The sequence below is a fragment of the Paraglaciecola sp. genome (assembly GCF_039943935.1).
Classification (GTDB): domain Bacteria; phylum Pseudomonadota; class Gammaproteobacteria; order Enterobacterales; family Alteromonadaceae; genus Paraglaciecola.
Map to the genome: position 1 here is coordinate 56858 of NZ_JBDUZQ010000004.1, position 26392 is coordinate 83249.

Here is a 26392-nt window from a genome sequence, read left to right on the forward strand (position 1 = left end):
AATTAAATTGGACTTAGTGAAACTACTGTTAGCTTCATCGGTCGAATTACTAAATTTTTTCAGGTCAAAATCACCCAATCATTATGCATATCCGATTAGCCGTTTTATCCTTTTTCAGCATTTTGTGCGTTAGTTGTGCAAATACTTCTTCGACAACTGTTGATAGCTCCGGGCAGATGGGCAATTTATTGCTAGCAGAACCCGCACCCATGAATCAACGCTCACAACTTGCCATTGCGCGCTACAGCCATATTTTAGGCAGTACCGAAATAGAAAACGAACAAAGAGCGCAGTTGTTACATCAAAGAGGCGTGTTGTACGACAGTGTTGGTTTATCTGGTTTAGCCCAGTATGACTTCAATCAAGCTTTACGTATCAAACCCGATTTAGCAGAAGCTTATAATTCTATAGGCGTGCATTACACTCAACAAATGGACTTTATTCAAGCTTACGAAGCGTTTGATGCTTCGATAGATATTAATCCAGAAATGGAGTTCGCTTTTTTAAACCGTGGTATTGCCCTGTATTATGGGGGCCGTCCCGATTTGGCGGTTGAAGATTTTGGTAAATTTTATAATAAAGATTCAACTGACCCTTACAGAGTTCTTTGGAGTTATTTAGCCGCCAATGAAGTAGACAGTGCCCAAGCGTTTGCCGAGTTGACAGAGTTACGGAAAAATCTTAATGAGAAAAATTGGGCAACACAAATTGTTGATTTGTATCTTGGTAAAATTACAGAAAATCAACTGCTTAGCGTTTTAATAGGTGGAGTTGAAAGCCAACAACAGTTAACAAACCGATTATGTGAGGCTTATTTTTATTTAGGAAAATACCACGCTGCGCGGAGTCATAAAGGCATTGCTTCTAATTACTTTAAATTAGCATTAAGCACTAACGTATTTGAATATGTAGAGCATAGATACGCGCGCTTAGAGCTAAGTTTATTACGTGAGAATGATAGTAATTCTGAGCCTGAACAAACACAAATACAATAAGCGATGATCGCAAGTGTTAAAGGGGGGCTTGCTTTATTTCTGGCATTGCTCCCTCTTTATTGTTTGGTTTTTCATTCTTCCCCTCTTCAAAAAGAGATGTCTCCCGAGCCTTTATATGTCTCTAAAAACGCCAGTAAAGCTGCCCTTGATAACGCGCTAGCGTTATGGGGTAATCAAGCATACTTAGCGGCTTATCAAACGCTGAAAACGATTAACCCAGTTGACCAACCGCTAGTTAGTTTATACCAGCCCTACATTGACGATTACTTAGCAAAAGGACAAAACTCTAAATGGGAACGGGACCAACAAGGCGCATACCCCTCTAGTTGTAAGCAAAAATTATTATTTGTGACCGGTGAGTTACAATCGCTGCCTCAAGCTAATCAATTTAAACAACGTCTTTTAGAAGACAAACGACTTCGCAACTTACCTATTTGTGCACATCGACTCACGTTTTTTGATCCAGACACTGTGTTATGTCAAAGAGATTGGCTTGGCAGGGGGCGTTTAGGGTGTGATTTATTGCCATTGGCTAAGCACCTTAAAGATATTGATTTTACACATTTAGTGATGTTGGCTGATGGGGGAAAAGCCAACGTACATAATGGAATTATGTTTTTAGACAAACAAGACACTTACGATGTATTTGTCCACGAACTTGCACATTTTTCCGGGTTTATCGACGAATATCCTCTTAGTGCAGCATTGGCTGAGCGGGTGTGCGCGGGTGTTGATGCCCCGAACCTAGTGTTTAAACAAGTAGGTGCAAAATCTACGTTAACAGCCAAGGTTTTAGCCCGAACCTGCGACAACCATACGGCTCAAGCCTATAAGGCATCTAACAAACTAACCTTTATGGAATACCACGACACAGCCTATATTCCTCCCCAGTATCTAAGAGCTTGGAGCGCACTACTAACTGCTGCTCCACAGCATCCATCTGCTCATTTGAATTTTGCACAATTATACGAAGAGGCAGGTAATCATGCCGATAGTCAGTATTGGAGAGCGCAATATCAGCAATATCTAAAGGGTATTTGATTTAGCTATTGATTGGATCTGCTTGATATATGTCATTTACGTAGCATATAGGTATAATACTCGGACATTTTGAATTCTTCAGTAGCCTTCATTTACAACTATGTCTCAGGTATTTTCCGTCGAACCAATCGACTATCCTTTTCCAGCTAAACCAGCTCCTCTAAATGTTTCTCAGCAACAGCATTATGTGCAGGAAATTAAAACGCTGTTGAAGCAAAAAAATGCGGTACTGGTTGCCCATTATTACACTGACCCAGAAATCCAAGCCCTTGCTGAAGAAACCGGTGGCTGTATTTCAGACTCTCTTGAAATGGCGCGATTTGGCCGTGACTGTGATGCCGACACCTTAATCGTTGCTGGTGTTCGCTTTATGGGTGAAACCGCCAAAATTCTTAGTCCAGAAAAAACTGTATTAATGCCCACATTAGATGCAACTTGCTCTTTAGATTTAGGTTGCCCAGCTGAGCAGTTTTCTGCCTTTTGTGATGCTCACCCCGACCACACAGTGGTGGTTTATGCCAATACCTCTGCGGCCGTTAAAGCCCGAGCAGATTGGGTGGTTACCTCTAGTATTGCCCTTGAAATTGTTGAGCACCTAGATAGCTTAGGTGAAAAAATCATCTGGGGCCCCGATAGGCACCTAGGCGCATACATTGCCAAAGAAACCGGTGCTGATATGTTGTTGTGGCAAGGTGAGTGTATCGTACATGACGAGTTCTCAGCTAAAGCCTTAAAAAATATGCAAAATCTGCATCCCGATGCAGCTGTGCTAGTACACCCAGAGTCACCTGCAAGCGTCGTTGATATGGCTGATGCGGTAGGCTCGACTACTCAATTAATAAATGCGGCTAAAAGCTTGCCACACAAGAAATTTATAGTGGCTACTGACCGTGGTATTTTTTATAAAATGCAGCATGCTGCGCCCGGAAAAACCCTGTTAGAAGCCCCAACTGGCGGAAATGGTGCAACCTGTAAAAGCTGTGCCCATTGCCCGTGGATGGCCATGAACGGCTTACAAGCTATACATCAGTCTTTAACTGAGGTTAGTGGTCACGAAATATTTGTTGATGACACATTACGACATAAAGCACTCATACCATTAAATAGAATGTTAGATTTTTCGGCAGAGTTAAAAATCAAAATAAAAGGTAATGCTTAATTTGTGTTACAACAGAGCGTAGATGTTTTCGATATAGATATAATGGCTATAAATGGTTGTTATTCGTTGTGTAACACAACTTGATTACGACCGTTATTTTTAGCTTTGTAAAGGGCCTCATCGGCTCTTTTTAATGTGGCTTCTAGGTCGCTTTCTCCAATGTTTAACTCAGCTACTCCGGCACTTATTGTGATATCAACGTCACGTGTTTCTAGATTAACTGGGGTATTGGTGATATTTCGATGTACCTTTTTCGCTAATTTTTGCGCATCTAAAATATTTGTTTGAGGAAGTAATATTAAAAACTCTTCGCCGCCAAAGCGAAAAGCAAAATCTGAAGAGCGAATATTATTTGAGATAGAGTCAGCCACACTCCTAATAACCTGATCACCAGCATCATGCCCAAATTGATCATTAATTGACTTGAAGTGGTCAATATCAATACTTACCACCGACAAAGATGACTGGTAGCGCTGGCTGGTTGCCACGGCTTGCTTCGCAATCACGCTAAATGAACGTCTGTTATGTAACTCTGTTAAATAGTCAAAATGCGCGGCCTTTAATAGCCCTTTAGAATAGCTATCTGACTTTAATAGTAGCGGCCCTAAAATAAACAGCCCCTCTATTAACACCGTTAAAATGATTACAACGAGAATCAACTGTTGGGTATGTCTTAACTCATTGATTTTATTTATGCTTTCTTGTTCGTACTGTTTCACCACAGTATCGAAACTATGTAGCATTTGATTTTTGAGTCGTGGTAAAAACGAAATGTCGGTAGATTGTTTACTTAAAATTTGAGTAATAAGTGTTTTTAATTCGGCGATATTTTTATCGATTTGATGAGGTGCAAGAAAATACAAAGCGTACATATCATCTGATAAAGGAGATGGGGTATTTGATTCAACAGCTAAGAAATGTTCTTTAAGTAACATTTTGTGATTATTTTGCATTTTATTTAATGCCGCCAACGCCTCATTTTTTGCATATTCGTTGCCCTGGTTTATATATTCAGTCGTAAATAAAGTGACACGTTGTGACAGCATACGCTGCTGGCCACTAATATTAATAACTTTAGCTGAATGGCTTTGCTCTGAAATGATTTCGTCAAGGGTGAAGTGAACAAATAGCGACAACCCAGCAATAAACGTAAGAGAAACAATGTACGTCAATGTCATTGTTCTAGCTGGGTTTAATAATTTTTTTTTACTTAAAACTGAATCCATATTTTTAAGAGGGTTCTTATTTTTATACGTCATGGAAATCTAATCTTAAGGATGAAGTAAACGGCAATATTTACTAGCTCTATAACAACTTAGCGCTATAACCTTAAAAATAATCGAATACCTATTATAAAGTAACAAGGTATTAACAGCAACGAACAGAAAAAGACCTATTTTATACACATAAATGTAGCCATTTTTACCCTATGTGCGGTATAACGTTTTTCATTAACACCTAGGAGTAGAGCATGCCTGATTTAAGCCGTTACAAAGGAATTGTTTTTGATATGGACGGAACCATTATTGATTCAATGGGGACCCATAGCATCGCGTGGCGAAAAACCTGCGAAAAATATGATTATCCATTTGATGCAGATTATCTTTATGGCTTGGGCGGCGTGCCCACCAATGAAATAGTTAAGCTTCTTAACGAAAAGTATCACATGAGTCACAACCCTGATGAAGTGGCAGTATTTAAGCGTGAGACCTTCAATCAACTTAAAGACAAACCCGTGGTGATAGAAGACACCTTTAAGGTGATGCAACGCTATCAAGGTAAATTGAAAATGGGTGTTGGCACAGGTGCCGACCGTAACAATGCCATGACCCTACTAACTGATTCTGGTTTATTAGAGCGACTAGAAACAGTCGTTACTTCAAGTGATGTCACTTACGGTAAACCTCACGGCGAGACATTTATAACCGTTGCGACGAATATGGGCTTAGCGCCAAGTGATTGTGTTGTGTTCGAAGATACCGAAATAGGCCGGCAAGCAGCTAAAAATGCTGGCATGGACTGCATAATGGTAATAAATGGTAAAATAGAATTACCATAACTTGCTTGATTAATAACCGTATCAACCTAGTTGCAGCAGTTAATACTTGCGAACCTGAGCGGTTTTCCCTAACATACGCGCCACTTTGTAAGAATGGCAGTTAGCTACAAGTTGTTTTTACAAAAATTACTGATGTAAAGCGGTTACCTAACGCTTAAGCTTACCGTTAAAGCTTTGATATAAGGTATGAAATTTAGGAAAGGTGGGTTAAACCGCTCTCTTTAGGAGCACTGCTCCGCGCGGTTTAACATCGAGTCAAGGATGGCGAGATTGGGTGCATATCATCATGGACGTGTATTTGACTGCGATGAAGTATGTATAAATGTATTGCTTTAAAACCTTATAAATAAGGTTCTATGCCAAAAGTAATAGATAAAGCGCACGCCTTGCGTTGAGTTAAGTTCAAGTAACTCATTTAAACAGGCTTACAATTTAAAAGTTTTGGAGAGGTGGCTGAGTGGCTGAAGGCGCACGCCTGGAAAGTGTGTTTAGGGTTAAACCTAACGAGGGTTCGAATCCCTCTCTCTCCGCCATATACAAAATGACCCGCTTAATGCGGGTTTTTTTGTATATGGCAGAGAGAGGATTTGGTTCGGAGCCTAGGTTCGACTAATCTTCTGGAACGATTTATTCACTACATCCATGTAGTTCACCCACTTCGTGGGCTAGCCAACGCTATTCTAATTTGTTCCAACAAATTTTGGTGTACCGCCTCTGGCGCCTGAAGGGGCGGGCACATAGATGTGCCTGAGTACATCCCGAACGGCCAAGCACCCATCAAGTATCAGTATGTTGTTAGCTGGGGCTTTTTTATTTACCCGGTGTTGAGGTGTGATGAGAACCCTCAGGTTATTACTTCACAGCTTTGCGCTTGTAAACCTTAATTGGGCAATACCCATTGATTATTGTGGTCTTTGATAAACTGAGTTTTTTGCTCGACCATAGATAAGTCTAAACCAATATAATAGTCAGGGTTGTCGCCAATCCATTTTAGGTTTTTGTCATCATCGCTAAAAGTGACTTTTAGTAAAAATAACTTTTTGGTATCAGTGTCCTTATAAAGCTCATTGGCGTAATAAGGAATAAGTTCTAATTTAGAGAAATGAATGTAGCCTTCTTTGGCAATCGACAAAGGGGTATATACATTATCTTTAGTTAAGGTGGCTAATTCTTGCTCGCTCACAATGTGATACAAAGTGGTACCCGCTAGGCTTGCGCTACTCACTAAAAAACTTAAAAGTAGACATCCTCCTAGCAATAGCCGTTTAAGATTGGTTTTTACGTTAATATTTACCCTGTAACCTTGCATCTTATTTACCCTCTATTATGTCAGACACCGACAAAAATGTACCGTCGGCTGCTCTTGAAACAGTGTGCACTTGTATCACTGCTGATGGGTTGATACCCCCCAATATGTGTGGGAAAAGCTCGCTGTCGGTGCCAGGAAAATCAGGCTGTTTGTCACCTACAGGTTCAGTGCCTTCAAATATGGTTTTTACTCCGGTAGCTTGCAAGGTGTCTACAGACATCCTCAAACATAACCAGTCACCAGTCACCTCTTTATAAAAATGATTGCCAATAATTAGTAAAAAATCTGGGTTAGCAGTGGCATGAGTGAATTCGTCTTGGCTATAAGTTGGTGGGTAATAAGTGCCTTTGCTGGCTAGGGTTTTTTCCCACAACTCTTTTTGGACTAGATGAAATATATAAGGATATTTTGTAGTGTACTCACTCGCTGTGTCTTCTTTAGCGGCGAAAGCCGATGATTGAAATAACATCATAAAAACGGCTATCAAGGTGCTGCTTAAAATGCTTCTTTTCATGTTTTTTTACTACTCTATTGTTCAAGGCCAATGAACAAAATATCTACAAAAAAACCTAATGTCAAAACTAACCTTATGAAGTTTTTGACGTGCTTTTTTTTGGTGCGAAACATCCGTTTAAAGCGCTAAGTGCACCAAAAATAACGTTGTTTTGCCCTTTTATAAAGCGCCGCTCATTACTTACGTTTTAGCCATACAAACAAGTGTATGCTTAAGGTTAAGCTAGCTGTTTTAGAAGCTTGGGGTCATCCATTTAATTACTTAGTAAGCAAACGGTAAGAGCAGCGTAAGGCAAAGCAATACAGGTGAAATTTTCGATAAGTAGAGAGTAGGTGCAGGTCATCGCAAATGTGCATATGATTGCGTTGAAGTGTGTGTATCGTTTGGTAAAAAGAGAAAACAAACTCAAATAGCATCCCTGCCATTTAATAACGAGTTATTGAATCAAATTGATCTGCTCTTGTGCGGTGTCGGTTTGTAAACCGAAATGTCCGAGAGAGTAGGTGAAGCTAGCATCTTCATTCCAAATACTGCTGCTATGCACGCCATAAACAGTACAGACGCCGGTTGCACAGACAACCTGGTCAGAATTACTCTTTATAGAATAAACCTTGTCACCTAAAGGGTCGCCAAACAAGCCGTCTAGAAAAGGGCTTTGAATCGATAATCCGTAATAACCGCAGGTTGAGCTCCACACATTAAATGGATAAATACCGCAGCTATATAACCCTCTAAACGCCCCTGCAATACCCACAAACGTATCAACATACGACGCAGCAGCAAGTTTACTAATTTGTTGAGCTGCCAAGGTTGCCCCCATTGAATGCCCAATAACATCAATTTGGCCGCTACACGAATTGGCGATAGCGTTGTTGATTGCCTGCCTGACTGGCGTTTCTTCACTACCATTGTGATTGTTACACGAAGCGCAGTACTTCGAACCCCAATCGGGCCGATAAATATCTGCATTTGTGTAACCCTGACTTAACAGTAGGTTGTAGGTATTGTCCCAGCTGGCTGGTGTTGAGGTGTTGCCATGTACTAACACCACAGGGTCTTTGCAACTGCTAGCAAAAACAAAAGGCGAAATTACACAAAGAGATAAAAACACTGCTGTAACGATTACATTTTTCATGATGAACCTGTTGGTTGTTGAGGTAAAACAACCTTAACGTGGCTTTATTAACAAATATCTAACACTTTAGTACAGACCTACAATTTGCTTACTCATAAGCCAAGTTTTTGATAATAATCGGTTGCCGCCAAAGGGCAAATGCGTGGGTAGGTGTGATTGGTAGCTTTAATAAACTGATGTTTGTTCAATGCGCCTTAACAACAGGTTTTTTACCTAGGAAATTGTAGTAATGAGCTAATGTGATGTAATAAAAAACAACCACTTTTCTTTCTTGGGTAAAAATAGTAATCTCGATTGTAGAATAAAAATTCTAAAAACTGTTTACGTTCGATGGATATGAATTTACATGGCAAGTGATTTGGCGCTAGTACACCTTGGGTTTAAACAGGTAGAGAAGTTATCGCTTCAATATGGTGATTCGATACCTCATCAAGCGATTTCAGAAGGGTTCTTTTTTAATGGTGAGAAAGTTCTTTTAGATAATCGAGCTGTAGGCATTTTTAAACCCAGACAAATGTTTGAGTGTGCTATGAGTATTAAAACTACTATGCAGCGAGATGGCACTGAAGGTGTTTACAACGACCATCATGACAGTGGCGATCACTACAAGTATGCGTTGCAGCGAGGTGATCCATACGGAGTCAATAATAAGTACCTTTGGGCTTCAATGAATACTGGAACCCCAGTCATTTACTTTCAAGCTATTGCTCCGGGTCGATATACAGCCATTTGGCCATGCTTCGTTAAAGAAATATTACCTGAAAAAGGCTACGCCTTAATTGTGGAGAGTAATAAAGTTACTTCTTCGATGCTGCCAGACCATAAGCATCAATTACCTACAGAAATCGAAAGCCGATATTGTGTCAGAGAAACAAAAGTGCGCATGCATCAAGCGTCATTCAGACAAAATGTGCTAGATGCATACAGCGGCAAGTGCGCGATTACAGGTCTGCCAAACAAAAGCTTGCTAGAAGCTGCACATATCATCCCAGATTTAGAGTTAGGTAAAATACAATACGTCAGTGACGGCATCGCCCTAAGCCGAATTCACCACAGAGCCTACGATCTAAATTTATTAGGCATTTCCCCAGATAACGAAATCCACATAAGTGATGAGTTAAAACAGGGTAAAGACAATAAGTTCATGCGAGACGTATTGCTAGAATTCGAAGGCCGAAAGTTAGTTATGCCACGTTCGGCTGTTAACAGACCAGACAAAGAGAAATTAGCGGCTCGGTTTGAGGTATTTCTTGGGGGGTAGTTTGGACACTGATATTCGATAAGTGATGAAGCGATAATGCTTTCAGAGTGGTTATTGAAATGTGTGTTTCAATTGAAATTTTTAGCACGGACACCATTAATTTGTGTCATTTGATTAGGGCTTTTTATAAGGGAGAGACAGATGAAACATCTAGGACGAATTACTGCATCACCAGAGCAGTTAAAAATCATTAGTACTAATCAGTCTGGGGCTGAGTTAATTCGTGGTTCAGCAGGGAGCGGTAAGACTACAACTGCACTTCTTAGATTGACTTCTTTAACGAACATGATCCGAGCGAAAAAGGATCGGCTAGATGATGATAGTGCGGTTAAGGTATTATTATTAACATTTAACAGGACACTTGCGGGTTATGTCCGTGTGTTGGCCGAAGAGCAAATTAACGGTACAGGGCATCAAATAGAGATCAACACATTTGCTAAATGGTCACTAAGAAAACTCAATATCTCCACTATTCAACCTGAACCGGCTAGGGATCACCTGAGAGTGCTCTCTCGCCTATTTATTGGTCTTGACTCTTCTTATGTTATGCAAGAAGTTGAGTACTTACTGGGACGATTTGAACCTGAGCGCCTTGAAGACTATATTTCGATAGAGCGGACTGGCAGAGGAGTACTACCAAGGGTCAGTGGAGATCTGCGACGTCGTATTTTGGATGAAATTGTATATCCATATATTAAACATCTAAGTGATAAAAATTGGATTGATTGGAACCTTTTAGCAATCAAAATGCGCCGAGAGGTAGATTGTCTTGAATATGACATCATAATTGTTGACGAAAGTCAGGACTTTTCAGCAAATGAAATTCGTACAATTCAACATCACCTTGCAGAAGATCATGCTTTAACCTTTGTAATTGATACTGCACAACGTATCTACGCTCGCGGATTCACTTGGGTTGAAGCTGGGATTACCGTTTCTGGGAAACGTTCCCACCGTCTTCAAGAAAATCACCGAAATACAAGAGAAATAGCTGCTTTTGCTTCTGGCATTTTGGAAGGGGTTGCTGTAGACACTGACGGAGTTATTCCCAACTTAACAGCTGCAACAAAATCAGGCCCCCTTCCTAAAGTTATTTCTGGTAAGTATTCAATTCAAATTGATTGGGCTATTAACTATATTCGAACCAGCGTAGACCTTAACACCGAAACAGTTGCGTTTTTAAAACCACAAGGCGGCGCTTGGTTCGATACAATTAGGGCCGAACTTACACAAGCAGGCATTGATTACGTAGACATGCAACGTAATCCAGATTGGCCTCAAGGAGATGAAAACGTTGCGATTTCGACTTTCCACTCTGCGAAAGGTTTGGAGTACGATCACGTTATTATTCTAGGGTTTAATCAAGAAAATACAGCTTTTGGCGACGAGGAAACAACAGACCAAATTCAGGTTCTTCGTCGACTTCTTGCTGTTGCTGTCGCTAGAGCTAGGAAACAAGTAATAGTTGGATATAAGTCTGGAGAAGAATCACGGCTGACTGAATTCTTTCAAGCAGGTACTTTTAAGGAAATTTCGCTTTGAGTTTACAAATTAAAATTGAGCAAAGAGGAATATCGGAAGTTCTACATTTTTCCACTAATAGGGGGGTTATAGGTGTATTGCACAGTAGGCACTTATTATCGCGCCCGCTTTTGAATGAAAATGCTTACCTTCGCCATGTTTTACAACTTAACGCTTCAGTTAGGCCAGAAGAATCGGAATATTTTGATAAATCGGAAGATTGGATCCGTTTCATTAATTTGTCAATTTCTGAGATCAATAAACGTTTTTTAGATGTATCACGAAAGTGGCATAACAATGTGGATGTTTGGTGGTGCATTCTAGCATTTGATCCGCTCATCATGAAACATGACGGAGTGAGATTTGCTACAACTAATAATGGCTATGATCAATGTCGAAGAGGCCAAAGTGAAGAAGGATTTGACGCACTATTTGCGCCTACGATTCGTCGAAAGGCTAGTGGTTACAATGGACAGCCGTGGTCAGTTTCTAGGCAAAGACGGCCCAATAACTTAACAACTTGTGAGCAAGCCGAAGTCTTGTATCCCGAAAAGCTGAGCCTCGATTATCTAAGAACTGTGTATGTTGAAGAAGACGAACACCATGATGTGGTCATGGGATGGTTAAGAGACTTTAACTACGATAATATCGACGTTGTAGTTAAACCTGAAAAATTCGTGGGGAGGCGTAATTGAATAATTATATAAATGAAGCTCCTGTTGCCTCGTACACTGAGGCAGACTATGAGCGCTCGATTGTGAACTCATCTCTTTGGGCGGCCGCAGGTGATGCAATCGGCTGGATGACAGAGCTTTCTGGTGGTGTCAATGGCGTAATGCACAGAACGGGTCATAAATTAGTAACAGAACCAGTGGACTGGCAGAGGCGCATCGGGGGGCGAACAGGAGTTAAAGTAGATTTGCCAGCTGGAACATATTCAGATGATACTCAACTCAGGCTTTGCGTCTCGCGTGCTATCCGTGGAAATGGCTCTTTTGATGTTGAAGCGTTTGCAAAAATTGAAGTAACCACATGGCAAGGATATTGTTTGGGGGCTGGGATCGGCTCCAAAGCAGCGGCTACTAATCTAACTAAGCGGGGCGTAAATTGGTTCTCTAATTTCTTTGATACCGATCACCAGAGATATATCACGGCTGGTGGTAATGGTGCCGCGATGAGAATTCAACCTCATGTATGGGCCGCGAACGGAACACTTGATGAAATGATACTTCGTGTCATGCGTGATGCAATTGTAACGCATGGTCATCCCCATGGCTTTTGCGGAGCAGTTTTCCATGCTCTGTGTCTTTGGATCACATTGAGTAGTCGAAATATTCCATCACTGGATATCGCAAAGCAATTCATTTCCTATATGGATAAGTTACCAAGAATTTTGGAAAAAGATAATGAACTCCATGCATTCTGGAAGCCTGCATGGGAAAGGGAATCAGGTGGAAGTCTTGTAGACGCTATACATATTTTCCAGAAAGAGGCGTTACATGATTTCTCGTTGGTTGAGGATGCGTTCAACACTTCACCGTCCCCAGATTACCACGATATTCTCAACCGGTTGGGTTGTTTAACTGATAAGTACCGTGGTTCTGGTTTCAAGACTGCATTTGCAGCCCTAGTACTATCAATATTGTACTCTTCAGAAAGAATTGAGGATGCTTTAACCCGTTCAGCAAATGAACTCGAAAGCGACACTGATACAATAGCAACGATGGCTGGGGCTATTTTAGGCTCTTTAGTGGAGTTTGAGCCGAATTGGCAAATTCAAGACATGGACTACCTTAAATCAGAAGCTCAACGGATGGTACTTATTGCAAAAGGTGTGCGTGCGTTGAGTTTTTCCTATCCCGACGTTTCTGTATGGGAACCGCCAATGAACCAATCAGATTCTGTTGTAATGAGGAAGGGAGCTTTAGCACTAAGAGGTATCGGAAATCTTGTCCCGTTAGGTAAAGAGTATAGCTCAGGAAGTTCGATTTGGCAGTGGTTTCAGCTACCTTTTGGACAGAGTGTGCTTGCGAAGCGACGATTTAATACTCGTTCATCTGTAAATGAAAACCAAATGCCAGGGGAGCCTTTGTTGTCAAAAATTAAAAGCGACTCTACGAGTATGAAGCACGAGCAAAATAGCTTTGAATTTACTGAGCATAAAGAAAACAATAATGAGTATCATAACCGCTGCCCCAATTTGAATATATCTCGAGTTGAACCTTTTCCCGGTTTGGATGAAGCGACTAATGTTGTTATCGCATCTAATTTTGATAATGAAACAATTGGACGTGTTATAAATCAATGTATTGAAGCAACAGGTAGTATTGAATTAACAGTTAGTCTGTCTGCGATTATTGCCAAGGCACGCCTAGCTCGACAAAGGAGAAAATCAAATTAATCCGCAAACTACGGACAAACTATCGGAAACTATTGCGGTCAGAACAAAGTTAAATCAATATACAGGATAGCAACGATAACTATTGCCGTTCTAACGAAATAATTCTAATTTCTTGTGGCTCTGCCATTGCTTTTTCTGCATTTAAAGTTTCAGCTAATAATGGCTTATTCTTAGGGCCAGTGACAAGGGGGAGGTTGGTTGTTTTAGAAGCCGGCTTCGCCCAGTTGAATAGATCGAAAGGTAAGTCGAGATTGGGTGGCGTTTAACTTAGACGTATGATTGACTAGGTTAAAGCGTTCACATCGGGTAGGAAAAGTACATTCTGTAGCGAGCGACCTTTTTTGCTTGAATTCAAAGAACACACATGACAACCCTCAATATTAAATCAAATTATCCGTTCGTAACGTCTTTTGTTTTACCTGATGGGTTATACGTTTGATTTGTTCTTGGCAAAGTTGTTGACCATATAGTTTGGGGATTTGATGGCTTAGGGTTTTAGTTGCTATAACAGGGAGTATTGGTTTCGATATTATTTTAACGAACCAACCGGGGATAGTGACAACTGGGCAAACGGCTATTTTCTCTCCTGTGGCTTCAGTTAACCAATTGGTTGCCCATTTAGCTTGTCTTGTGGCTTGTTCGATAATGTTTGTGTCAGTGTAGTTGGGGAAGTCTAGAATCTTGCCCTTTACATTAACTACATGTTCTTGGGATTTTTTGGCTGTGGTTTTAGAGTTTGTAGGTTTTCTTTTGCCTTTGGTTTCGATTGCGAATACGCCATTTGGGCCAACGACTAGATGATCTATGTTGAATTTGTCACATTGAATGTCGTGGAATACTTTATATCCAGTGGCTTCAATATTATGTAACTCTGAGGAGACAAACCACTCTGCTTCTAAGCCGAGTCTTAAGTTGTTTCTACTTTTTGTGGTTCTTATTGTTTTAACCAAAATGTAGATAATCCCTATGACGTAAAAGGGTACTAGCAACCAAGGCATGACTTTTTCTATTCCTAAAAGCTTATATGCACCGACATAAATAAATGGCAAATTAAATAAGAAAGTTAACATAATTAGGTGCCCGAAAAGGTCGGCCGACTTATCATTAAATTCTGACAGCACACTTTGGCCAGCGACTCTACGACTAACACTCACATCAAATGGGTAGCGTTTATTACGACCTGCAGCAGCTAAAGTAAGCTTGATTACGCCAACAAAAATTAGCATCGGTAGTAAAACAGCTGCAGGCATTATTAATCCATCAAAAATATTCAAAGAGACTTATCCAAATGTATTTGTAGAATACAAATGATACATAGAATTATACGCCGCCATAAATATCTCAATGTATAACAATATCTAGAAAACTATGCGCTTAAAATTGGTTGGAGTGCGGCTCAAACAAGTGACCTATAGAACCAGATTCTTTGACCTCCTCCTTTTCTAAATATAAAAATCCAAGCACACGCTCGTAATGTTTTTTGCCACAGGTGATGGCACTAAAAGTGGGTATATAAGCCCCTAGTCTTTGGACTTACGGAGGTTGTATTTATTCCAGAGAACAGACAAAGCCAACACAATGACAACGGCTAAAGCTAGCCCTAACAAAGATGGGTATTCGTAGGCCTTAAATAATTGCAATATAGACAAACTCACAATGAAATAAATAGCTACAAGCCAAAAAGGGGGTTTCACTCTGGGGATTGCCATTTGATGGTTCCTAATCTGTGATGTGTTTAATGTAAATAACAGGTTTTGCTTGTTCTGATTTACCGTTTACTAATATTACCGCAATAACAAAGGCGTTGTAGTTAGATTGAATGGCTTATAGCACTGACTTTCATTACCTAAATCAAAGTACTACTTCTACATTACGAATTTTCTCACCCTTGTGAATACAGTGTAAGTCTTTGTTGCCCCATATCTTCACTTTTTTGCCATTCATGTAACTGGCGAGTAATAAATCAAACTGGGCTTTTTCTGCGGGATTAGTTAATAGCATTTGCCAATAGACTTTTTTGGGGCATAGTCCATTGGGTACGTCTGCTTCAAGGCGCACAATTACTCGCTGTGAGTCGGGTTTGCCGGTTGTGTCATTACTTACAAATAGTTTGGTGATTTTGCCTTCTTGAATTGCTTGACCTGCAGCGAAACTATTTGCAGTTAGTAACCCAAATACGATCACCATCACCACTTTGATCGCGTTGTTTTGTGTAAGGTTACCTTTAAACTTTGTAATACTCATATTGTTTGGCTCTTAATTTGTACTGCACATTATACAAATACCATAACTCACTTAGGGCGTTCTCACAAAATTCTGGCGAGTTCCACGTGTTATGGGCGCTGCTATTGGCCCTTTAGAACAATGGTTGAACAAAACACTTCATTGTTTTTTATCAAGGTTGAAAACGGCCGCTAGTAAAACTAGCTTGATAAATGTACACTTATCAAGTTATCTGCTTTTTTCCTTTCTAAAAACGAGTCAACATGCCTAATACGTCTAATGAAGCTTGCTGTGATCACGGCGGTAAGCGCCCCGGTTGCGGTCGTAAACCTGGGGTGAAAACCCAAGCTATTCGCCTACCTGAATGGTTGCTTGAGCAATTAAGCGACCAAGGAAACCCAAGACAATTGATTATCGACGCCTGCCTTGCACAGCATTCATGGTTACGTAATAAAGGCTCAGATAAACATGACTAAATCAAAATTTATCGTTCACTATTTGTTGTTAAACAAATTTTCTTATTTGTTTGCGATTGCTTGTATTTTTGTAGTGAATTACTTACAAGTTGAAATTCCGCGCTATATCCAACTGGCGGTTGATTTACTTAATAAATCTTCTCTTGTGTCTAAAGAAGAACTATTTGTCAATGTAGAGTGGGTGATTGCTTTGTCGGTGGTTATGGTGGTGGTGCGTATTTTGTCGCGTATGTACTCTTTAAACCCGGGGCGTATTATTGAGGCAAAGTTAAAAAATGATGTGTTTCATCGTTTAAACCGTTTGCCTTCAAGTTTTCACGAGAAGTTTGCGTCTGGCAAACTTATATCCATTATCAATAACGACCTAAATGGTATTCGCTTATTTTATGGGGTGGGTTTTTTACAGCTATTTAATATTTTGTTTGCGCTGTCTCTCACACCGATTTGGATGTGGAAAATATCACCAGAGTTAACCTTGTATTCGGTGATCCCCATTGTGATTGCTTCTGTTATTTTTCGCATGGGGTTTAGAAAATTGCGGGTTTTACAAACACAGCGATTGACCCGTTTACAAGATTTGTCTGAGCAGTTGATGAATTATTTATCGGGCATTGACGTGATCAAAAATCAGCAAATGGGAGAGTGGGCAACAAGCGAGGTAACTAAGGTAAATCGCCGGTTATTAGATTGCACGTTGATGATAGCTAAGCTTCAAACCATTTATATGCCCATTTTAGATTATGCCAACCATTTTATGAAAGTGCTGATTTTGGGGTTAGGCGGTTACTACCTGTTGCAGGCAGAATTGTCGATTGGTGAAATAACCGCATTTTTGTCTTACTCGGTGTTGTTGGCGCTGCCATTGATGCACTTGGGGCGCATTGTCACTGTGTATCAAATGGGCATGATCAGTATCGATAGTGTACAGAATGTGCTTAATAACGAGGTGCCAGACACCGATTTATTCAGAATGGACACAGCCGAAAAATCTGCCTTACGCAACTCCACATTATTGGTGAAAAACCTGAGTTATGGCTATCCAAGTTCAACAGATAAACCCGCCGAGCGGGTGCTAAAAGATCTTAGCTTTTCTATTGCACCGGGCGAGAAAGTGGGAGTGCTCGGCAGTATTGGCTCGGGTAAAAGTACCTTGGTGAATTGCTTGAATCATCATCTATCGATTGAACGAGGACACATTTTTTGGGGTGAAAAAGATATAACGCAGCTGTCTCGTCAAGACTGGCGCAGCTACGTGCGAACGATTACCCAAGAGCCTTTTCTGTTTTCTGACACGATTGAGCAAAACATTAAGTTTGGCGCTAAACCACAACAGGCAACTGCAGCAGAGCTTGATGTGCAACAAGTACTTGAGCTGAGCCAATTGAGTGAAGATGTGCAGCGTTTTAGTGCCGCTGAGCAAACGCTGGTGGGTGAAAAAGGCATTATGTTATCGGGTGGGCAAAAACAACGCCTGAGTATTGCCCGAGCGTTGCTCACTCCTAGCGACCTCATCATCATGGACAATGTGCTGTCGGCTGTCGATTACGAAACCGAGCGAAGTATTCTCAAAGGGGTATTTAATCGTATTCAAGGACAAAGTTTGTTGGTGGTGTCTCATCGGGTTAGCGCGCTAGAGTACATGGATAACATTTTGGTATTGCAACACGGTGAGATCATCGCCCGAGGCACTCATGCCCAGCTGTTAGAGTCATCTAATTATTACCGCGAAACGTGGGAACTACAGCAACATGAAACGGAGGACGCCCTATGATTGCATCACCAGACCTTCAGTATCTAAAACATTTTTATCATTACGCTTCGCGCTATAAAAAAACCGCAGTGATAGGGTTATTGATGATGCCAATATCGGTTGCCGCCAATTTGTTGTTTCCTTGGTTGATTATTCAAGTGATTGATGAGCACCTTACCCCGGGTAAATACACTGGGTTGGTATTTTTGATTGTGATTATGCTGGTGGTGTTAATTGTTAACTATATCGCCGATGCCCTTTATACCTATTGCTTACGCAAGACGGGGCAAAAAGCGGTTTTTGATATTCGTATGGCCTTGTTTGCGCGTATTTTAAAACTCCCCAGAAGCTATTTTGATAAAACCCCTACGGGTGTCACTTTGTCACGATTAACGAGCGATCTTGAAGCCATTGGAGAGTCGTTTGTTGTGGGCGCGTTGAGCTTGATAAAAGACTCCATCAATACCTTGGCGGTACTGGCGTTTATGTTTTTCATTAACTGGCAATTGGCGTTGTTGGTGTTGCTGGTGTTTCCTCCGGTGCTGCTGCTAACTCAGTATGTACGTAATCGCCTGCGTGCAATGTATACCATTACTCGCTCGTCTTTGGCTAAAGGTACGGGGTATTTGCAAGAGTGTTTGTTAGGTGTAAAAACGGTTCAGCTATATGGTGCAGTAGAAGAAGCAGAGGCTAAGTATCACGGTTATACAGAGGACTTCTTGCGTGCTCAATTAAAAACCAATAAATACGATGCTAGCTTGTTCTCGATAATAACAGGGATAACCAGCATCACCATTGGCCTGATGATTTGGTATGGCTCTGCTAAAGTGCTTGATGGGGTTGTGAGCCTTGGTGTGTTGATTGCCTTCATCAATACCCTTGAAAAAGTATTTGTGCCGCTACGAGATTTTACCTCGCAGATAGCCGCCATTCAGCGTTCTTTTGCTGCTTTTGAGCACATAGAAGAGCTGTTTATAGAAAACCTTGAAGAAGAGGGCAAAACACTATTAACAGCAGAAACGCTGTCCGACAAGCTAGCCAATTTTGACTCTCTAGAATTTAAAAATGTGCGGTTTCGTTATGGTAGTACTGGCCCTTATGTGCTGAATGATGTGTCTTTTAGCCTCAACAAAGGCGAGCAATTAGCCTTGGTAGGCACGACTGGCTCGGGTAAATCAACCATCATTCGCATTATGAATAAAACGTACATGGACTACGAAGGTAGTATTTTGCTCAACGGTATTGAGTTGTCGAGTATTCCTAAAAATTCAATGCTGCATTTGTTTTCGTTGATGCAGCAAGATGTGTTTTTGTTTGAGGAGGATATTGATTTTAATATCTCTTTGGGTGACAGCAAAATCAGTAAACAGACTGTGATAGACGCGGCTCAATATGTGTATGCCCACGACTTTATATTAGGGCTGCCAAATCAGTACCGATTTAAATTGCAAAAAAATGGTAGTAATGTATCCGCAGGTCAGGCTCAGTTAATTTCTTTTGCCCGCGCCGTAGCACAAGGCGGGCAGGTGATGATGTTAGATGAGGCTACCAGTTCAGTAGACTCTATCACCGAAAATCTAATACAAAAGGCCATTAGCCGTTTGTTTGCAGAAAAAACCGTGATTGCCATTGCTCATCGCCTAAGTACCATTCGTCACTCAGACTTAATACTCGTGCTTCACCAAGGTAAAATTGTAGAGCGGGGTAACCACCACGATCTGCTCGCAATAAAGGGTGTTTATGCTAGCTTATTGACCGATGACGCTAATATCGAAGATGATGAAGGCATAATACCTACACCTGTGTGATGTTCGCACAGTAGGTATTTTACGTGCACGAACTATTACAGCCTAGATTAAGGTCTATATACCTGTACGTGCTTATAGCCTTGTTCATGCAGTAATAAGGCTTGTAACTGGCTCATCACGCCCCGGTCACAGTATAAAAAGTAAGTTTGTTGTTGTGGTAACTCAGCAAACTGCGAGGCTAGCTTAAAAAACGGTATGTGTTTTACAGTGACGTTTGGCAGCAATAATGGCGAGTGCTCTTGCTCTTCTGATGAGCGAATATCTAGCACAACTGCATTTTCTGGAAGTACATCAACTTTGGTTACAATTTCTGTTTCTTGGTGGGCTTCTTCGGCTATTGATACGATATCTTGCACTTTTGCATCTGCCACTACTCGTTCAATTATGTCGAGGTGTAGTTTGTTTTCTTCAGCTGCGATTTTAGTAGAGTCGGCTTTGGTCGTTGGTTTGCGAGAAATCACTCCGCAGTATTCTGGCATCACTTTGGCAAAGTTTTCGGTGCCTATATGCTTGGCCTGATCGATAATTTCTAGTTTATCCATACAAATCAACGGGCGAAGAATAAGGGTGTCTGTCGCTTGGTCGATGACGCTTAGATTTACCAATGTTTGGCTAGAAACCTGACCTAAACTTTCGCCTGTTACCAAAGCACTGACTTTCATCTTTGCAGCGACCTTACTGGCGGCTCTAACCATCATACGTTTTAGTACAACACCCATTTGACCGTTCTCGACGTTTTCGAGAATATCAGAAACGACAGGTTCAAAATCAACGGTAACAAATTTTACTCTATGTGATTCGCTGTAACGTTTCCATAGATAGTAGCTGACTTGTTTTACGCCAATTTCGTGTTCGCGGCCGCCTAAATTGAAAAAACAAAAATGGGTGCGAGCGCCTCGTCGTATCATTTGATAAGTGGCCACTCCTGAGTCATAGCCACCCGATATCAGTGACAACACACTTTCTTGAGTAGGTAAGGGCATGCCACCTAAACATTTAATGCGGTGATGGCTTTGAATCAAGGTGTTGTCGTTTACTTCAAACTCAATGGTTAGGTCGGGGTGTTTAAGCTCTACACCTTTGGTATTACAATTTTGGTTAAGGTAACCGCCTACGTAGCGTGCAATGTCTAATGATGAAAACTCATGTTTACCTCGTCGTCTTACTCGTACTACAAAGCTCTTATTTACTAGTAAAGGTTGCCAAGCTTGCTTAACTTGTTGGCATATGTCGTCTAAATCGGTAAACGTGCTTTTTTCTACACGTATAATTTGGTCTATACCGGGTATACGTTGTAGCAGTTCAATAACATCATTAACTTTATCTAGAGATTTTTTATTCACGATTAATGTGAATTTATCCCATGATGCACGCACCTCAACAGATAGGTGATTACTTTTAAAAACGCGACGTATATTCCCCTCTAATAAAAACGTAAATCGTTTCCGTACTTGGCGGCTTTTAATGATGATTTCGGGGTGTAATCTGATAATAAACTGCATAAAGAAGGCGTAGGCTTTTTACTAAATAGGGTCGAGGCGCGGATTATAACCACACATACTGCCATTGCAACTCGCAGTATGTGTTTACAGGCTCTAAGCCTTTAAATATGGGTATAGATGATTACCTTTGGTGTAACATTTTTGATTGCTATCCATTCCTTTCGTTAGCAACTCGAATAAGTGATTGCTTCATTAACTAGCACATACTTTGTCGTTTCAAACTTTATCACTTTTGTGGAGTTAGTCAGTGCTAGGGTGACAGCACACCCGGTACCAGGGAATTGGTAGGTAATATTTGCCAGTATGTAGTCATCATTTTCAGATACGGTAATACTTATGCCATAGCCACCAGAGGTTTGGGGGCCCATATCAACCAATAAAATTGACTCGCTTTCAAAGTCGATACTTTTAGCTTTATCAGAGGTGCGTTTTAATAGTTCGGCTTCATAATCACTTTGAGAGCGTATCAGCAAGGTGCTTTTGTTGGTTATATTTGCATACTCATTGTATTCAATATCGTGTAGAACTTGATATCCCATTTGCGGGACGGGAGAGGTTGCTTCCGCATCACTACAGCTTTGTAGTGGTAACAAAAAAGGAAGTAATAAAAGTAGCTTGTTCACTGATTTTCCTTAAACACATTGCAGTGTGTTGAACTTACCTGATGCGTATTAGTTTGGGTAGTATTTTTATGCTAATTCAGTCAAGCACTAAATATTTCTTATTTTTTGTGATTTTTTTAAAGGTGCTGCGAATCATTACAGTGACACTGAAATTGGAAGCCGTTATGGACATTTTAACCAAACTACAGAAACCGAGAGCCAAGGTATGGAAAAGAGTAAAGCAAAGTGACCTCACATAATCAATCACTAAGCTTTGAAGCAATGATCGCTACTCATAAAGGTATTCTTTACAAGATTGCCCGAAGCTACAGCTATTGTGATGAAGAAAGGCGAGATTTGATTCAAGAGATTACATTGCAGTTGTGGCGTTCGTTTACTCAATATGACCCCAAATTTAAGTTGAGCACTTGGGTGTATCGTGTGGCTTTAAACACCGCTATATCTTTTTTAAGGCGAGATACTCTAAGAAAAGCGCATATTGAGTTAACGGATATGAGTTTGTTAACTGAGCCAGTTGATAGCACCAATACTGAGTTAATGCTTGAAATACAAAGGTTACTAAAGTTACTGGATAAGTACGATAGAGCCTTATTTATCATGCATTTAGATGGTTTAGATTATGCCCAAATAGCAGATGTATTAGATATTTCGGCAAGTAATGTAAGTACAAAAATTTCACGCATTAAACAGCGTTTAAACACACTTTTTATCGGAGATGATAATAATGGATAACATAGAGAAAATGACCCAAGCATGGGCACAGCAAAATGAAAAACTCGATCAAAGTATTACGGTAAGTTCAGAGGCGTTGAAGCAGGTAGCTTTGCTCAAGGCTGAAAAAACAATGGGTAATTTTTTGATGGTTAACACCTTTACAGTTGTTGTGGGGATTTTAATGAGTAGTTTTATGTTGCACTTTATTGTGACCAACATGAGCAACGTCAATATGCTACTGGCGGGCGCCGCCATTTTAAGTTGGTCAGGCTTAATCACGCTGGGAGGGATAAGGCATTTGTATATGCAGTTGACGTTAGATTATTCAAAACCAGTCATAGAAGTGCAGCGAGACCTTACAAAAATAGGCTTGTCTGTACTGTATTATTTAAGGGTGTCTTTGATGATTTTACCGTTTTATTTTGCTTATATTGTTGTGGGGTTTGAACTGTTCTTTGGCATAGATATTGTGCAGCATGGCGATACGTATTGGTTAATGTCACAAGCAGTATGCTCTGTTTTATTTGCAGCCTTGGCAATTTATTTATTTAAGCAACTTTCGCCCAATAATATTGATAAACCAGTCACTAAGGTCCTGTTAAGAGGGTGTGGTAATCAAGCATGGCGGGCAGCGCAGGAGCTAAATGAACTTCAGCGATATGCACTATAAGCGAGGTAAACACACTTCAACCTTGGTTGAGGTGTGTTTAATATTAACCGCTGTGGGCAGCTTTGTGGCTGGGTAAAAATTAAAAACTCAGGCATAATTACCTTGGTAGTGTTTAATGGTGCATTGGCAAGGTGAAATAAATATTAGTGGATAAAATTAAGCTTACACAAGATGAAAACCTCTCTATAAACGTTAGTTATCCATTGTTGCCTAGTGATAAGCAAAGGCTCGATTTATACTTCTCTTTACCAGATGAAATGGGGATAAATTCAAAAAACCTGACTGAAGAGCATTATTTTCATAGCAGCATTCAAAGTCAAAGTGCTTATTATTCTGACCAATTGCATTTACCCCTAGTACGCAGTCGTTTTATTAGTCAGAAAAAAGGAGAGCAAAGCGATTACCGCTTAAACTTAAATTTGTTCTCTTATCAAATTCGTATAGCACTGAATGTCGATATGAAACAAACCCTCAAGCTTAAAAAATCTGAAGAGTTTTATCCTCGGGCCATCGAGTTAGCAGAGCAAATATCCGGATTATTGAAAAAGTTAAGACGATACACCCCCCCCGATAAAAAGCTTAAAGCGTATTTTGAGAATGCTGACAATTACTTAAGTTGGCAGGTAGAACAATCATTTTTAAAACTGCTATCAAGGGCTCCTAAAAGCAGTGATTACGCAAGTGAGCAAAACTTTTTAGTTGAGTTATGTCGTAGAGAAAATAAGTATAGAACAGTGAGTCAGTATAACTCAGAAGTGACGTTGGCTGATCCTAATCGTATCACTAATAAGATGCGCTTATTACAGCGGCTTATCGAGTATGGTGTAGTTTTCAATAAAGATTTTAAGAACTTAAATACTAATTTAAATCGCATGGTTAAAGGTATGGTTACAGCGGTTATCATGTCGTTTGTGATGATGTTGGTGTTAAATGCCCGTACAAATTTCACAGAGGTAACCATTGCTTTAGTTGGAATGTTGGGGATAATTTACGGGCTTCGAGAAATCTTTAAAGACGACTTAACCCGTATGATATGGCGTCGTATCCAAAAAGGTCTTCCCAAATGGCGTATTATTTATAGTCACTCTGTTAATAAAACCCGTGTGTCAAGCCAAACGATATGGTTGGAATACATTCGTAATAATGATCTTCCGCCTCAAGTAGACAAACAATTTCAAGCTAGGCGTCAGCAAAACAAGCAATCTGCCCAACTGCTGCACTTTAGAAGTGATGTTAAGGTTACGGCTAAAAACTTCTTGCCCGGATATGAAACCATACAGCAAAGGATCAATTTTAATTTAACGCCATTTGTTCGATTTTTAAGAAAAGGGGAAGGCCGTTTGTATTCCCTTGATGGTAATAAGATTTCTAAGCAAGCCGTCGAGCGTCGTTATCAAATTAATATGGTATTAACTCACACTGATAAAAGCCAGCAAACACAGATTCAGCGTTTTAAAATCACACTAAATCGCTCCAATATTATTAACATTGAAGCGCTGGAGTCTACAGAGGCTAACTAGGTAACATTGAGGCGATATAGGTTATTCATCAGAATGTTCTTTGTCGCACATGGCTGGGTTTTGCTGACATAAGCTATCCATCACTTGTTTGGTCTCTACCTTTACATTATGACTGATGATCCGTTTGATATGCTCCCGTAGCCAGGTTAGTCCTTGATCGCTATCCTGTCGTTTATGCCAAATACTAGAGATTTGCTGTGGCATCAACTCTATAGGGAGTTTAGTGGCCGATATATCACCATTGATAATGTCGGTAGCGACAGCAGATGTAGGAGTTACACATATTAAATCACTGCGTTTAACTAGGTTTGCAACACATGAAAAATGGTTAACAGTCACTGCTATACGTCTAGACAGGCCGTATTGTAACAACATCTGGTCGGTGTAGCCCGTCACGTCACCTGACAGTGAGACTAATAAATGGTCTGCTGCAGCAAACTCTTCTAACTTAAGGTCCGCTTTTGCCAGTGGGTGTTCATGATTCATAACGCAAATGAAAGTAGGTGAAAACAGATACTCTGTTCTAAAGGTGTTTGAAATGGCGCCTGAGGTGCCAATTACCATGTCTACTTCAGCATCTTCAAGTATTTGATGTGTATTGACTATGGTGTAAGGCACTGCATGAATATTAACGCCCGGTGCTTCTTTTTCAATTGCACAGCGTAGCTCAGCCCACGCCATATCTACGAATATGTCAGTGACAGCGACTCTAAATGTGCGTTTTGCTGTAGCGGGGTCAAATGCCTTAGGATCAACAGCTTCAGTTAATAACGTGAGTGGTTCACGCACTTGATTCCACAAGTTTTGTGCATGTAGGGTTGGCTGAATATTGCGCCCGTCTTTTACAAATAATTCATCTTTCCAAGCCACGCGCATTCTACTCACTGCGTTAGATACTGCTGGTTGTGTCATGGCTAAGCGATTTGCTGCACGGGTAATAGAGCGTTCGGTCATGATGGCGTCAAATACCATCAATAGATTGAGTTCTTGTGGGCGCATAGTTTTTATCCAAATAATTGTATTGCTACAATACATCACAAAATAAAATGTGTCACATATAAATATATAATTATATTTATGTTTCTTGCCCCTTCATAATCACCGCCATCAATTATTACAGACTTGAAGAGGTAAAAATGAATATTAAAAAAAATATAGCAATATTGTTTTTGCTAAGTGTTAGCACGCTATTTTCAAGCCAAAATTTATACGCTAGTGAACAAGCAGTCGCCATTGATTATTTACATGGTGAACAAGAGTTAAGTGGCATTCGTTTGGCTTATCGCCCTTATCAAACTCAAGTAACAGAGTTTGAGTGGTTAGGTGATTTAGACGTGTATTGGGAAGTGAGTTTGAACTTTTGGGAATTTGGAAAAGAAAATAAGCATGAAACAAATTATGCCTTAGCCCTGTCTCCTGTGTTCTCAAAGCAATTCGATACTTTATATGGCAAGTATCCACTCAAATGGGAGTTTGGAATTGGTGTGTCTTTAATTACAGATACCCGCTTTGCCGGTAAAAACGTTGGTTCGCATTACCAGTTTGAAGACCGGTTAGGTGTCATTATGGAATTTGGTGAGCAACTTAAAAGTTCGGTGGCAATACGCTATATGCATTACTCAAATGGTGGGTTAAACGACCATAACCCAGGGTTAGACTTTTTAAATGTTTCATACGCTAGGCGTCTTTAATCCCTAGTTAACTATGATTT

The 26392-nt window shown here is 40.4% G+C and carries 25 protein-coding genes and 1 tRNA gene; 16 read left to right on the forward strand and 10 right to left on the reverse strand.

The features are described 5' to 3' along the window. Positions 1–83: 83 nt before the first annotated feature. The 3 genes from nlpI (at position 84) to nadA (ending at position 3195) form a co-directional block, all read left to right on the forward strand. Positions 84–995, forward strand: a complete 912-nt coding sequence (nlpI, locus tag ABJD71_RS02205) for a lipoprotein NlpI (protein WP_348163868.1) — start codon at positions 84–86, stop codon at positions 993–995. 3 nt (positions 996–998) lie between these two features. After that, entirely contained in the window at positions 999–2036 is a 1038-nt protein-coding gene (locus tag ABJD71_RS02210) for a hypothetical protein (RefSeq protein WP_348163871.1), read from the forward strand. Between the two features lie 100 nt (positions 2037–2136). Next, positions 2137–3195: a quinolinate synthase NadA gene (nadA, locus tag ABJD71_RS02215; RefSeq protein WP_348163874.1), complete on the forward strand. Its 1059-nt coding sequence runs from the start codon at positions 2137–2139 to the stop codon at positions 3193–3195. 59 nt (positions 3196–3254) lie between these two features. Here the strand turns inward: nadA and ABJD71_RS02220 are convergent, their stop codons facing one another. Then, positions 3255–4454: a diguanylate cyclase gene (locus tag ABJD71_RS02220; protein WP_348163877.1), complete on the reverse strand. Its 1200-nt coding sequence runs from the start codon at positions 4452–4454 to the stop codon at positions 3255–3257. Between the two features lie 212 nt (positions 4455–4666). Here ABJD71_RS02220 and ABJD71_RS02225 point away from each other — a divergent pair, with 212 nt between their 5' ends. Further along, positions 4667–5254, forward strand: a complete 588-nt coding sequence (locus tag ABJD71_RS02225; RefSeq protein ID WP_348163880.1) for a beta-phosphoglucomutase family hydrolase — start codon at positions 4667–4669, stop codon at positions 5252–5254. A 443-nt stretch (positions 5255–5697) separates the two neighbouring features. Then, a tRNA-Ser gene (locus ABJD71_RS02230) sits at positions 5698–5787 on the forward strand. A 347-nt stretch (positions 5788–6134) separates the two neighbouring features. On the opposite strand, the gene ABJD71_RS02235 is transcribed toward ABJD71_RS02230, so the two are convergent. The 3 genes from ABJD71_RS02235 to ABJD71_RS02245 all read right to left on the reverse strand — a co-directional run bounded on the left by ABJD71_RS02235 (position 6135) and on the right by ABJD71_RS02245 (position 8212). Beyond that, positions 6135–6563 carry a DUF952 domain-containing protein gene (locus ABJD71_RS02235; protein WP_348163883.1) on the reverse strand — a complete coding sequence of 143 codons (429 nt, stop codon included), beginning with the start codon at positions 6561–6563 and terminating at the stop codon, positions 6135–6137. A gap of 1 nt (position 6564) precedes the next feature. Next, positions 6565–7077, reverse strand: a complete 513-nt coding sequence (locus ABJD71_RS02240; protein ID WP_348163886.1) for a DUF952 domain-containing protein — start codon at positions 7075–7077, stop codon at positions 6565–6567. 436 nt (positions 7078–7513) lie between these two features. Beyond that, positions 7514–8212, reverse strand: a complete 699-nt coding sequence (locus ABJD71_RS02245; protein WP_348163889.1) for an alpha/beta fold hydrolase — start codon at positions 8210–8212, stop codon at positions 7514–7516. Between the two features lie 346 nt (positions 8213–8558). On the opposite strand from ABJD71_RS02245, the gene ABJD71_RS02250 reads away from it, so the two are divergent. From ABJD71_RS02250 to ABJD71_RS02265, 4 genes are all read left to right on the forward strand, one after another. Next, positions 8559–9473 carry an HNH endonuclease gene (locus ABJD71_RS02250; RefSeq protein ID WP_348163892.1) on the forward strand — a complete coding sequence of 305 codons (915 nt, stop codon included), beginning with the start codon at positions 8559–8561 and terminating at the stop codon, positions 9471–9473. A gap of 141 nt (positions 9474–9614) precedes the next feature. Then, positions 9615–11015 (forward strand): 3'-5' exonuclease, encoded by a 1401-nt coding sequence (locus tag ABJD71_RS02255; protein WP_348163895.1) that lies wholly within the window; start codon positions 9615–9617, stop codon positions 11013–11015. After that, positions 11012–11689, forward strand: a complete 678-nt coding sequence (locus ABJD71_RS02260) for a DarT ssDNA thymidine ADP-ribosyltransferase family protein (RefSeq protein WP_348163898.1) — start codon at positions 11012–11014, stop codon at positions 11687–11689. The genes ABJD71_RS02255 and ABJD71_RS02260 overlap by 4 nt, the downstream gene beginning before the upstream one ends. Next, complete coding sequence (locus tag ABJD71_RS02265; protein WP_348163901.1) at positions 11686–13395, forward strand: ADP-ribosylglycohydrolase family protein; 1710 nt, start codon at positions 11686–11688, stop codon at positions 13393–13395. The genes ABJD71_RS02260 and ABJD71_RS02265 overlap by 4 nt, the downstream gene beginning before the upstream one ends. Before the next feature lie 380 nt (positions 13396–13775). On the opposite strand, the gene ABJD71_RS02270 is transcribed toward ABJD71_RS02265, so the two are convergent. The 3 genes from ABJD71_RS02270 to ABJD71_RS02280 form a co-directional block, all read right to left on the reverse strand. Further along, complete coding sequence (locus ABJD71_RS02270) at positions 13776–14645, reverse strand: nuclease-related domain-containing protein (protein ID WP_348163904.1); 870 nt, start codon at positions 14643–14645, stop codon at positions 13776–13778. 270 nt (positions 14646–14915) lie between these two features. Next, entirely contained in the window at positions 14916–15104 is a 189-nt protein-coding gene (locus tag ABJD71_RS02275; protein WP_348163906.1) for a hypothetical protein, read from the reverse strand. Positions 15105–15246: 142 nt separating this feature from the next. Beyond that, positions 15247–15639: a hypothetical protein gene (locus tag ABJD71_RS02280; RefSeq protein ID WP_348163909.1), complete on the reverse strand. Its 393-nt coding sequence runs from the start codon at positions 15637–15639 to the stop codon at positions 15247–15249. Positions 15640–15881: 242 nt separating this feature from the next. Here ABJD71_RS02280 and ABJD71_RS02285 point away from each other — a divergent pair, with 242 nt between their 5' ends. From ABJD71_RS02285 to ABJD71_RS02295, 3 genes are read left to right on the forward strand one after another with little or no spacing between them, the layout of a single operon-like run. Then, positions 15882–16094, forward strand: coding sequence for a hypothetical protein (locus tag ABJD71_RS02285; RefSeq protein WP_348163912.1), 213 nt, complete (start codon positions 15882–15884; stop codon positions 16092–16094). Further along, positions 16087–17865 carry an ABC transporter ATP-binding protein gene (locus ABJD71_RS02290; RefSeq protein WP_348163915.1) on the forward strand — a complete coding sequence of 593 codons (1779 nt, stop codon included), beginning with the start codon at positions 16087–16089 and terminating at the stop codon, positions 17863–17865. Before ABJD71_RS02285 ends, ABJD71_RS02290 begins: the two co-directional genes overlap by 8 nt. Beyond that, entirely contained in the window at positions 17862–19652 is a 1791-nt protein-coding gene (locus tag ABJD71_RS02295) for an ABC transporter ATP-binding protein (protein WP_348163918.1), read from the forward strand. Before ABJD71_RS02290 ends, ABJD71_RS02295 begins: the two co-directional genes overlap by 4 nt. Before the next feature lie 47 nt (positions 19653–19699). On the opposite strand, the gene thiI is transcribed toward ABJD71_RS02295, so the two are convergent. Both thiI and ABJD71_RS02305 read right to left on the reverse strand, forming a co-directional pair. Continuing rightward, positions 19700–21154, reverse strand: coding sequence for a tRNA uracil 4-sulfurtransferase ThiI (gene thiI, locus ABJD71_RS02300; RefSeq protein ID WP_348163921.1), 1455 nt, complete (start codon positions 21152–21154; stop codon positions 19700–19702). 164 nt (positions 21155–21318) lie between these two features. Then, positions 21319–21777, reverse strand: coding sequence for a hypothetical protein (locus ABJD71_RS02305; RefSeq protein WP_348163924.1), 459 nt, complete (start codon positions 21775–21777; stop codon positions 21319–21321). A gap of 225 nt (positions 21778–22002) precedes the next feature. Here ABJD71_RS02305 and ABJD71_RS02310 point away from each other — a divergent pair, with 225 nt between their 5' ends. The 3 genes from ABJD71_RS02310 (at position 22003) to ABJD71_RS02320 (ending at position 24681) form a co-directional block, all read left to right on the forward strand. After that, positions 22003–22509, forward strand: coding sequence for an RNA polymerase sigma factor (locus ABJD71_RS02310; protein ID WP_348163927.1), 507 nt, complete (start codon positions 22003–22005; stop codon positions 22507–22509). Continuing rightward, positions 22502–23161, forward strand: a complete 660-nt coding sequence (locus ABJD71_RS02315) for a hypothetical protein (RefSeq protein WP_348163930.1) — start codon at positions 22502–22504, stop codon at positions 23159–23161. Before ABJD71_RS02310 ends, ABJD71_RS02315 begins: the two co-directional genes overlap by 8 nt. A 146-nt stretch (positions 23162–23307) precedes the next feature. After that, complete coding sequence (locus tag ABJD71_RS02320; RefSeq protein ID WP_348163933.1) at positions 23308–24681, forward strand: hypothetical protein; 1374 nt, start codon at positions 23308–23310, stop codon at positions 24679–24681. Between the two features lie 21 nt (positions 24682–24702). Here the strand turns inward: ABJD71_RS02320 and ABJD71_RS02325 are convergent, their stop codons facing one another. Beyond that, on the reverse strand, positions 24703–25680 hold the full coding sequence (locus ABJD71_RS02325) for a LysR family transcriptional regulator (RefSeq protein WP_348163936.1): 978 nt from the start codon (positions 25678–25680) through the stop codon (positions 24703–24705). A 137-nt stretch (positions 25681–25817) separates the two neighbouring features. Between ABJD71_RS02325 and ABJD71_RS02330 the strand changes: the two genes are divergently transcribed. Continuing rightward, a complete protein-coding gene (locus tag ABJD71_RS02330) occupies positions 25818–26372 on the forward strand; it encodes an acyloxyacyl hydrolase (protein ID WP_348163939.1) in 555 nt (184 codons plus the stop codon). Positions 26373–26392: the final 20 nt, after the last annotated feature.

What these genes read in the sequence shown, in the direction of transcription:
- ABJD71_RS02210 (WP_348163871.1), top strand. Translation starts at nt 999, where the DNA reads ATGATCGCAAGTGTTAAAGGGGGGCTTGCTTTATTTCTGGCATTGCTC.
- ABJD71_RS02290 (WP_348163915.1), top strand. Translation starts at nt 16,087, where the DNA reads ATGACTAAATCAAAATTTATCGTTCACTATTTGTTGTTAAACAAATTT.
- nadA (WP_348163874.1), top strand. Translation starts at nt 2,137, where the DNA reads ATGTCTCAGGTATTTTCCGTCGAACCAATCGACTATCCTTTTCCAGCT.
- ABJD71_RS02295 (WP_348163918.1), top strand. Translation starts at nt 17,862, where the DNA reads ATGATTGCATCACCAGACCTTCAGTATCTAAAACATTTTTATCATTAC.
- ABJD71_RS02220 (WP_348163877.1), bottom strand. Translation starts at nt 4,454, where the DNA reads ATGACGTATAAAAATAAGAACCCTCTTAAAAATATGGATTCAGTTTTA.
- ABJD71_RS02280 (WP_348163909.1), bottom strand. Translation starts at nt 15,639, where the DNA reads ATGAGTATTACAAAGTTTAAAGGTAACCTTACACAAAACAACGCGATC.
- ABJD71_RS02235 (WP_348163883.1), bottom strand. Translation starts at nt 6,563, where the DNA reads ATGCAAGGTTACAGGGTAAATATTAACGTAAAAACCAATCTTAAACGG.
- ABJD71_RS02245 (WP_348163889.1), bottom strand. Translation starts at nt 8,212, where the DNA reads ATGAAAAATGTAATCGTTACAGCAGTGTTTTTATCTCTTTGTGTAATT.
- ABJD71_RS02270 (WP_348163904.1), bottom strand. Translation starts at nt 14,645, where the DNA reads ATGCCTGCAGCTGTTTTACTACCGATGCTAATTTTTGTTGGCGTAATC.
- ABJD71_RS02315 (WP_348163930.1), top strand. Translation starts at nt 22,502, where the DNA reads ATGGATAACATAGAGAAAATGACCCAAGCATGGGCACAGCAAAATGAA.
- ABJD71_RS02275 (WP_348163906.1), bottom strand. Translation starts at nt 15,104, where the DNA reads ATGGCAATCCCCAGAGTGAAACCCCCTTTTTGGCTTGTAGCTATTTAT.
- ABJD71_RS02250 (WP_348163892.1), top strand. Translation starts at nt 8,559, where the DNA reads ATGGCAAGTGATTTGGCGCTAGTACACCTTGGGTTTAAACAGGTAGAG.
- ABJD71_RS02255 (WP_348163895.1), top strand. Translation starts at nt 9,615, where the DNA reads ATGAAACATCTAGGACGAATTACTGCATCACCAGAGCAGTTAAAAATC.
- nlpI (WP_348163868.1), top strand. Translation starts at nt 84, where the DNA reads ATGCATATCCGATTAGCCGTTTTATCCTTTTTCAGCATTTTGTGCGTT.
- ABJD71_RS02330 (WP_348163939.1), top strand. Translation starts at nt 25,818, where the DNA reads ATGAATATTAAAAAAAATATAGCAATATTGTTTTTGCTAAGTGTTAGC.
- ABJD71_RS02240 (WP_348163886.1), bottom strand. Translation starts at nt 7,077, where the DNA reads ATGAAAAGAAGCATTTTAAGCAGCACCTTGATAGCCGTTTTTATGATG.
- ABJD71_RS02285 (WP_348163912.1), top strand. Translation starts at nt 15,882, where the DNA reads ATGCCTAATACGTCTAATGAAGCTTGCTGTGATCACGGCGGTAAGCGC.
- ABJD71_RS02325 (WP_348163936.1), bottom strand. Translation starts at nt 25,680, where the DNA reads ATGCGCCCACAAGAACTCAATCTATTGATGGTATTTGACGCCATCATG.
- ABJD71_RS02225 (WP_348163880.1), top strand. Translation starts at nt 4,667, where the DNA reads ATGCCTGATTTAAGCCGTTACAAAGGAATTGTTTTTGATATGGACGGA.
- thiI (WP_348163921.1), bottom strand. Translation starts at nt 21,154, where the DNA reads ATGCAGTTTATTATCAGATTACACCCCGAAATCATCATTAAAAGCCGC.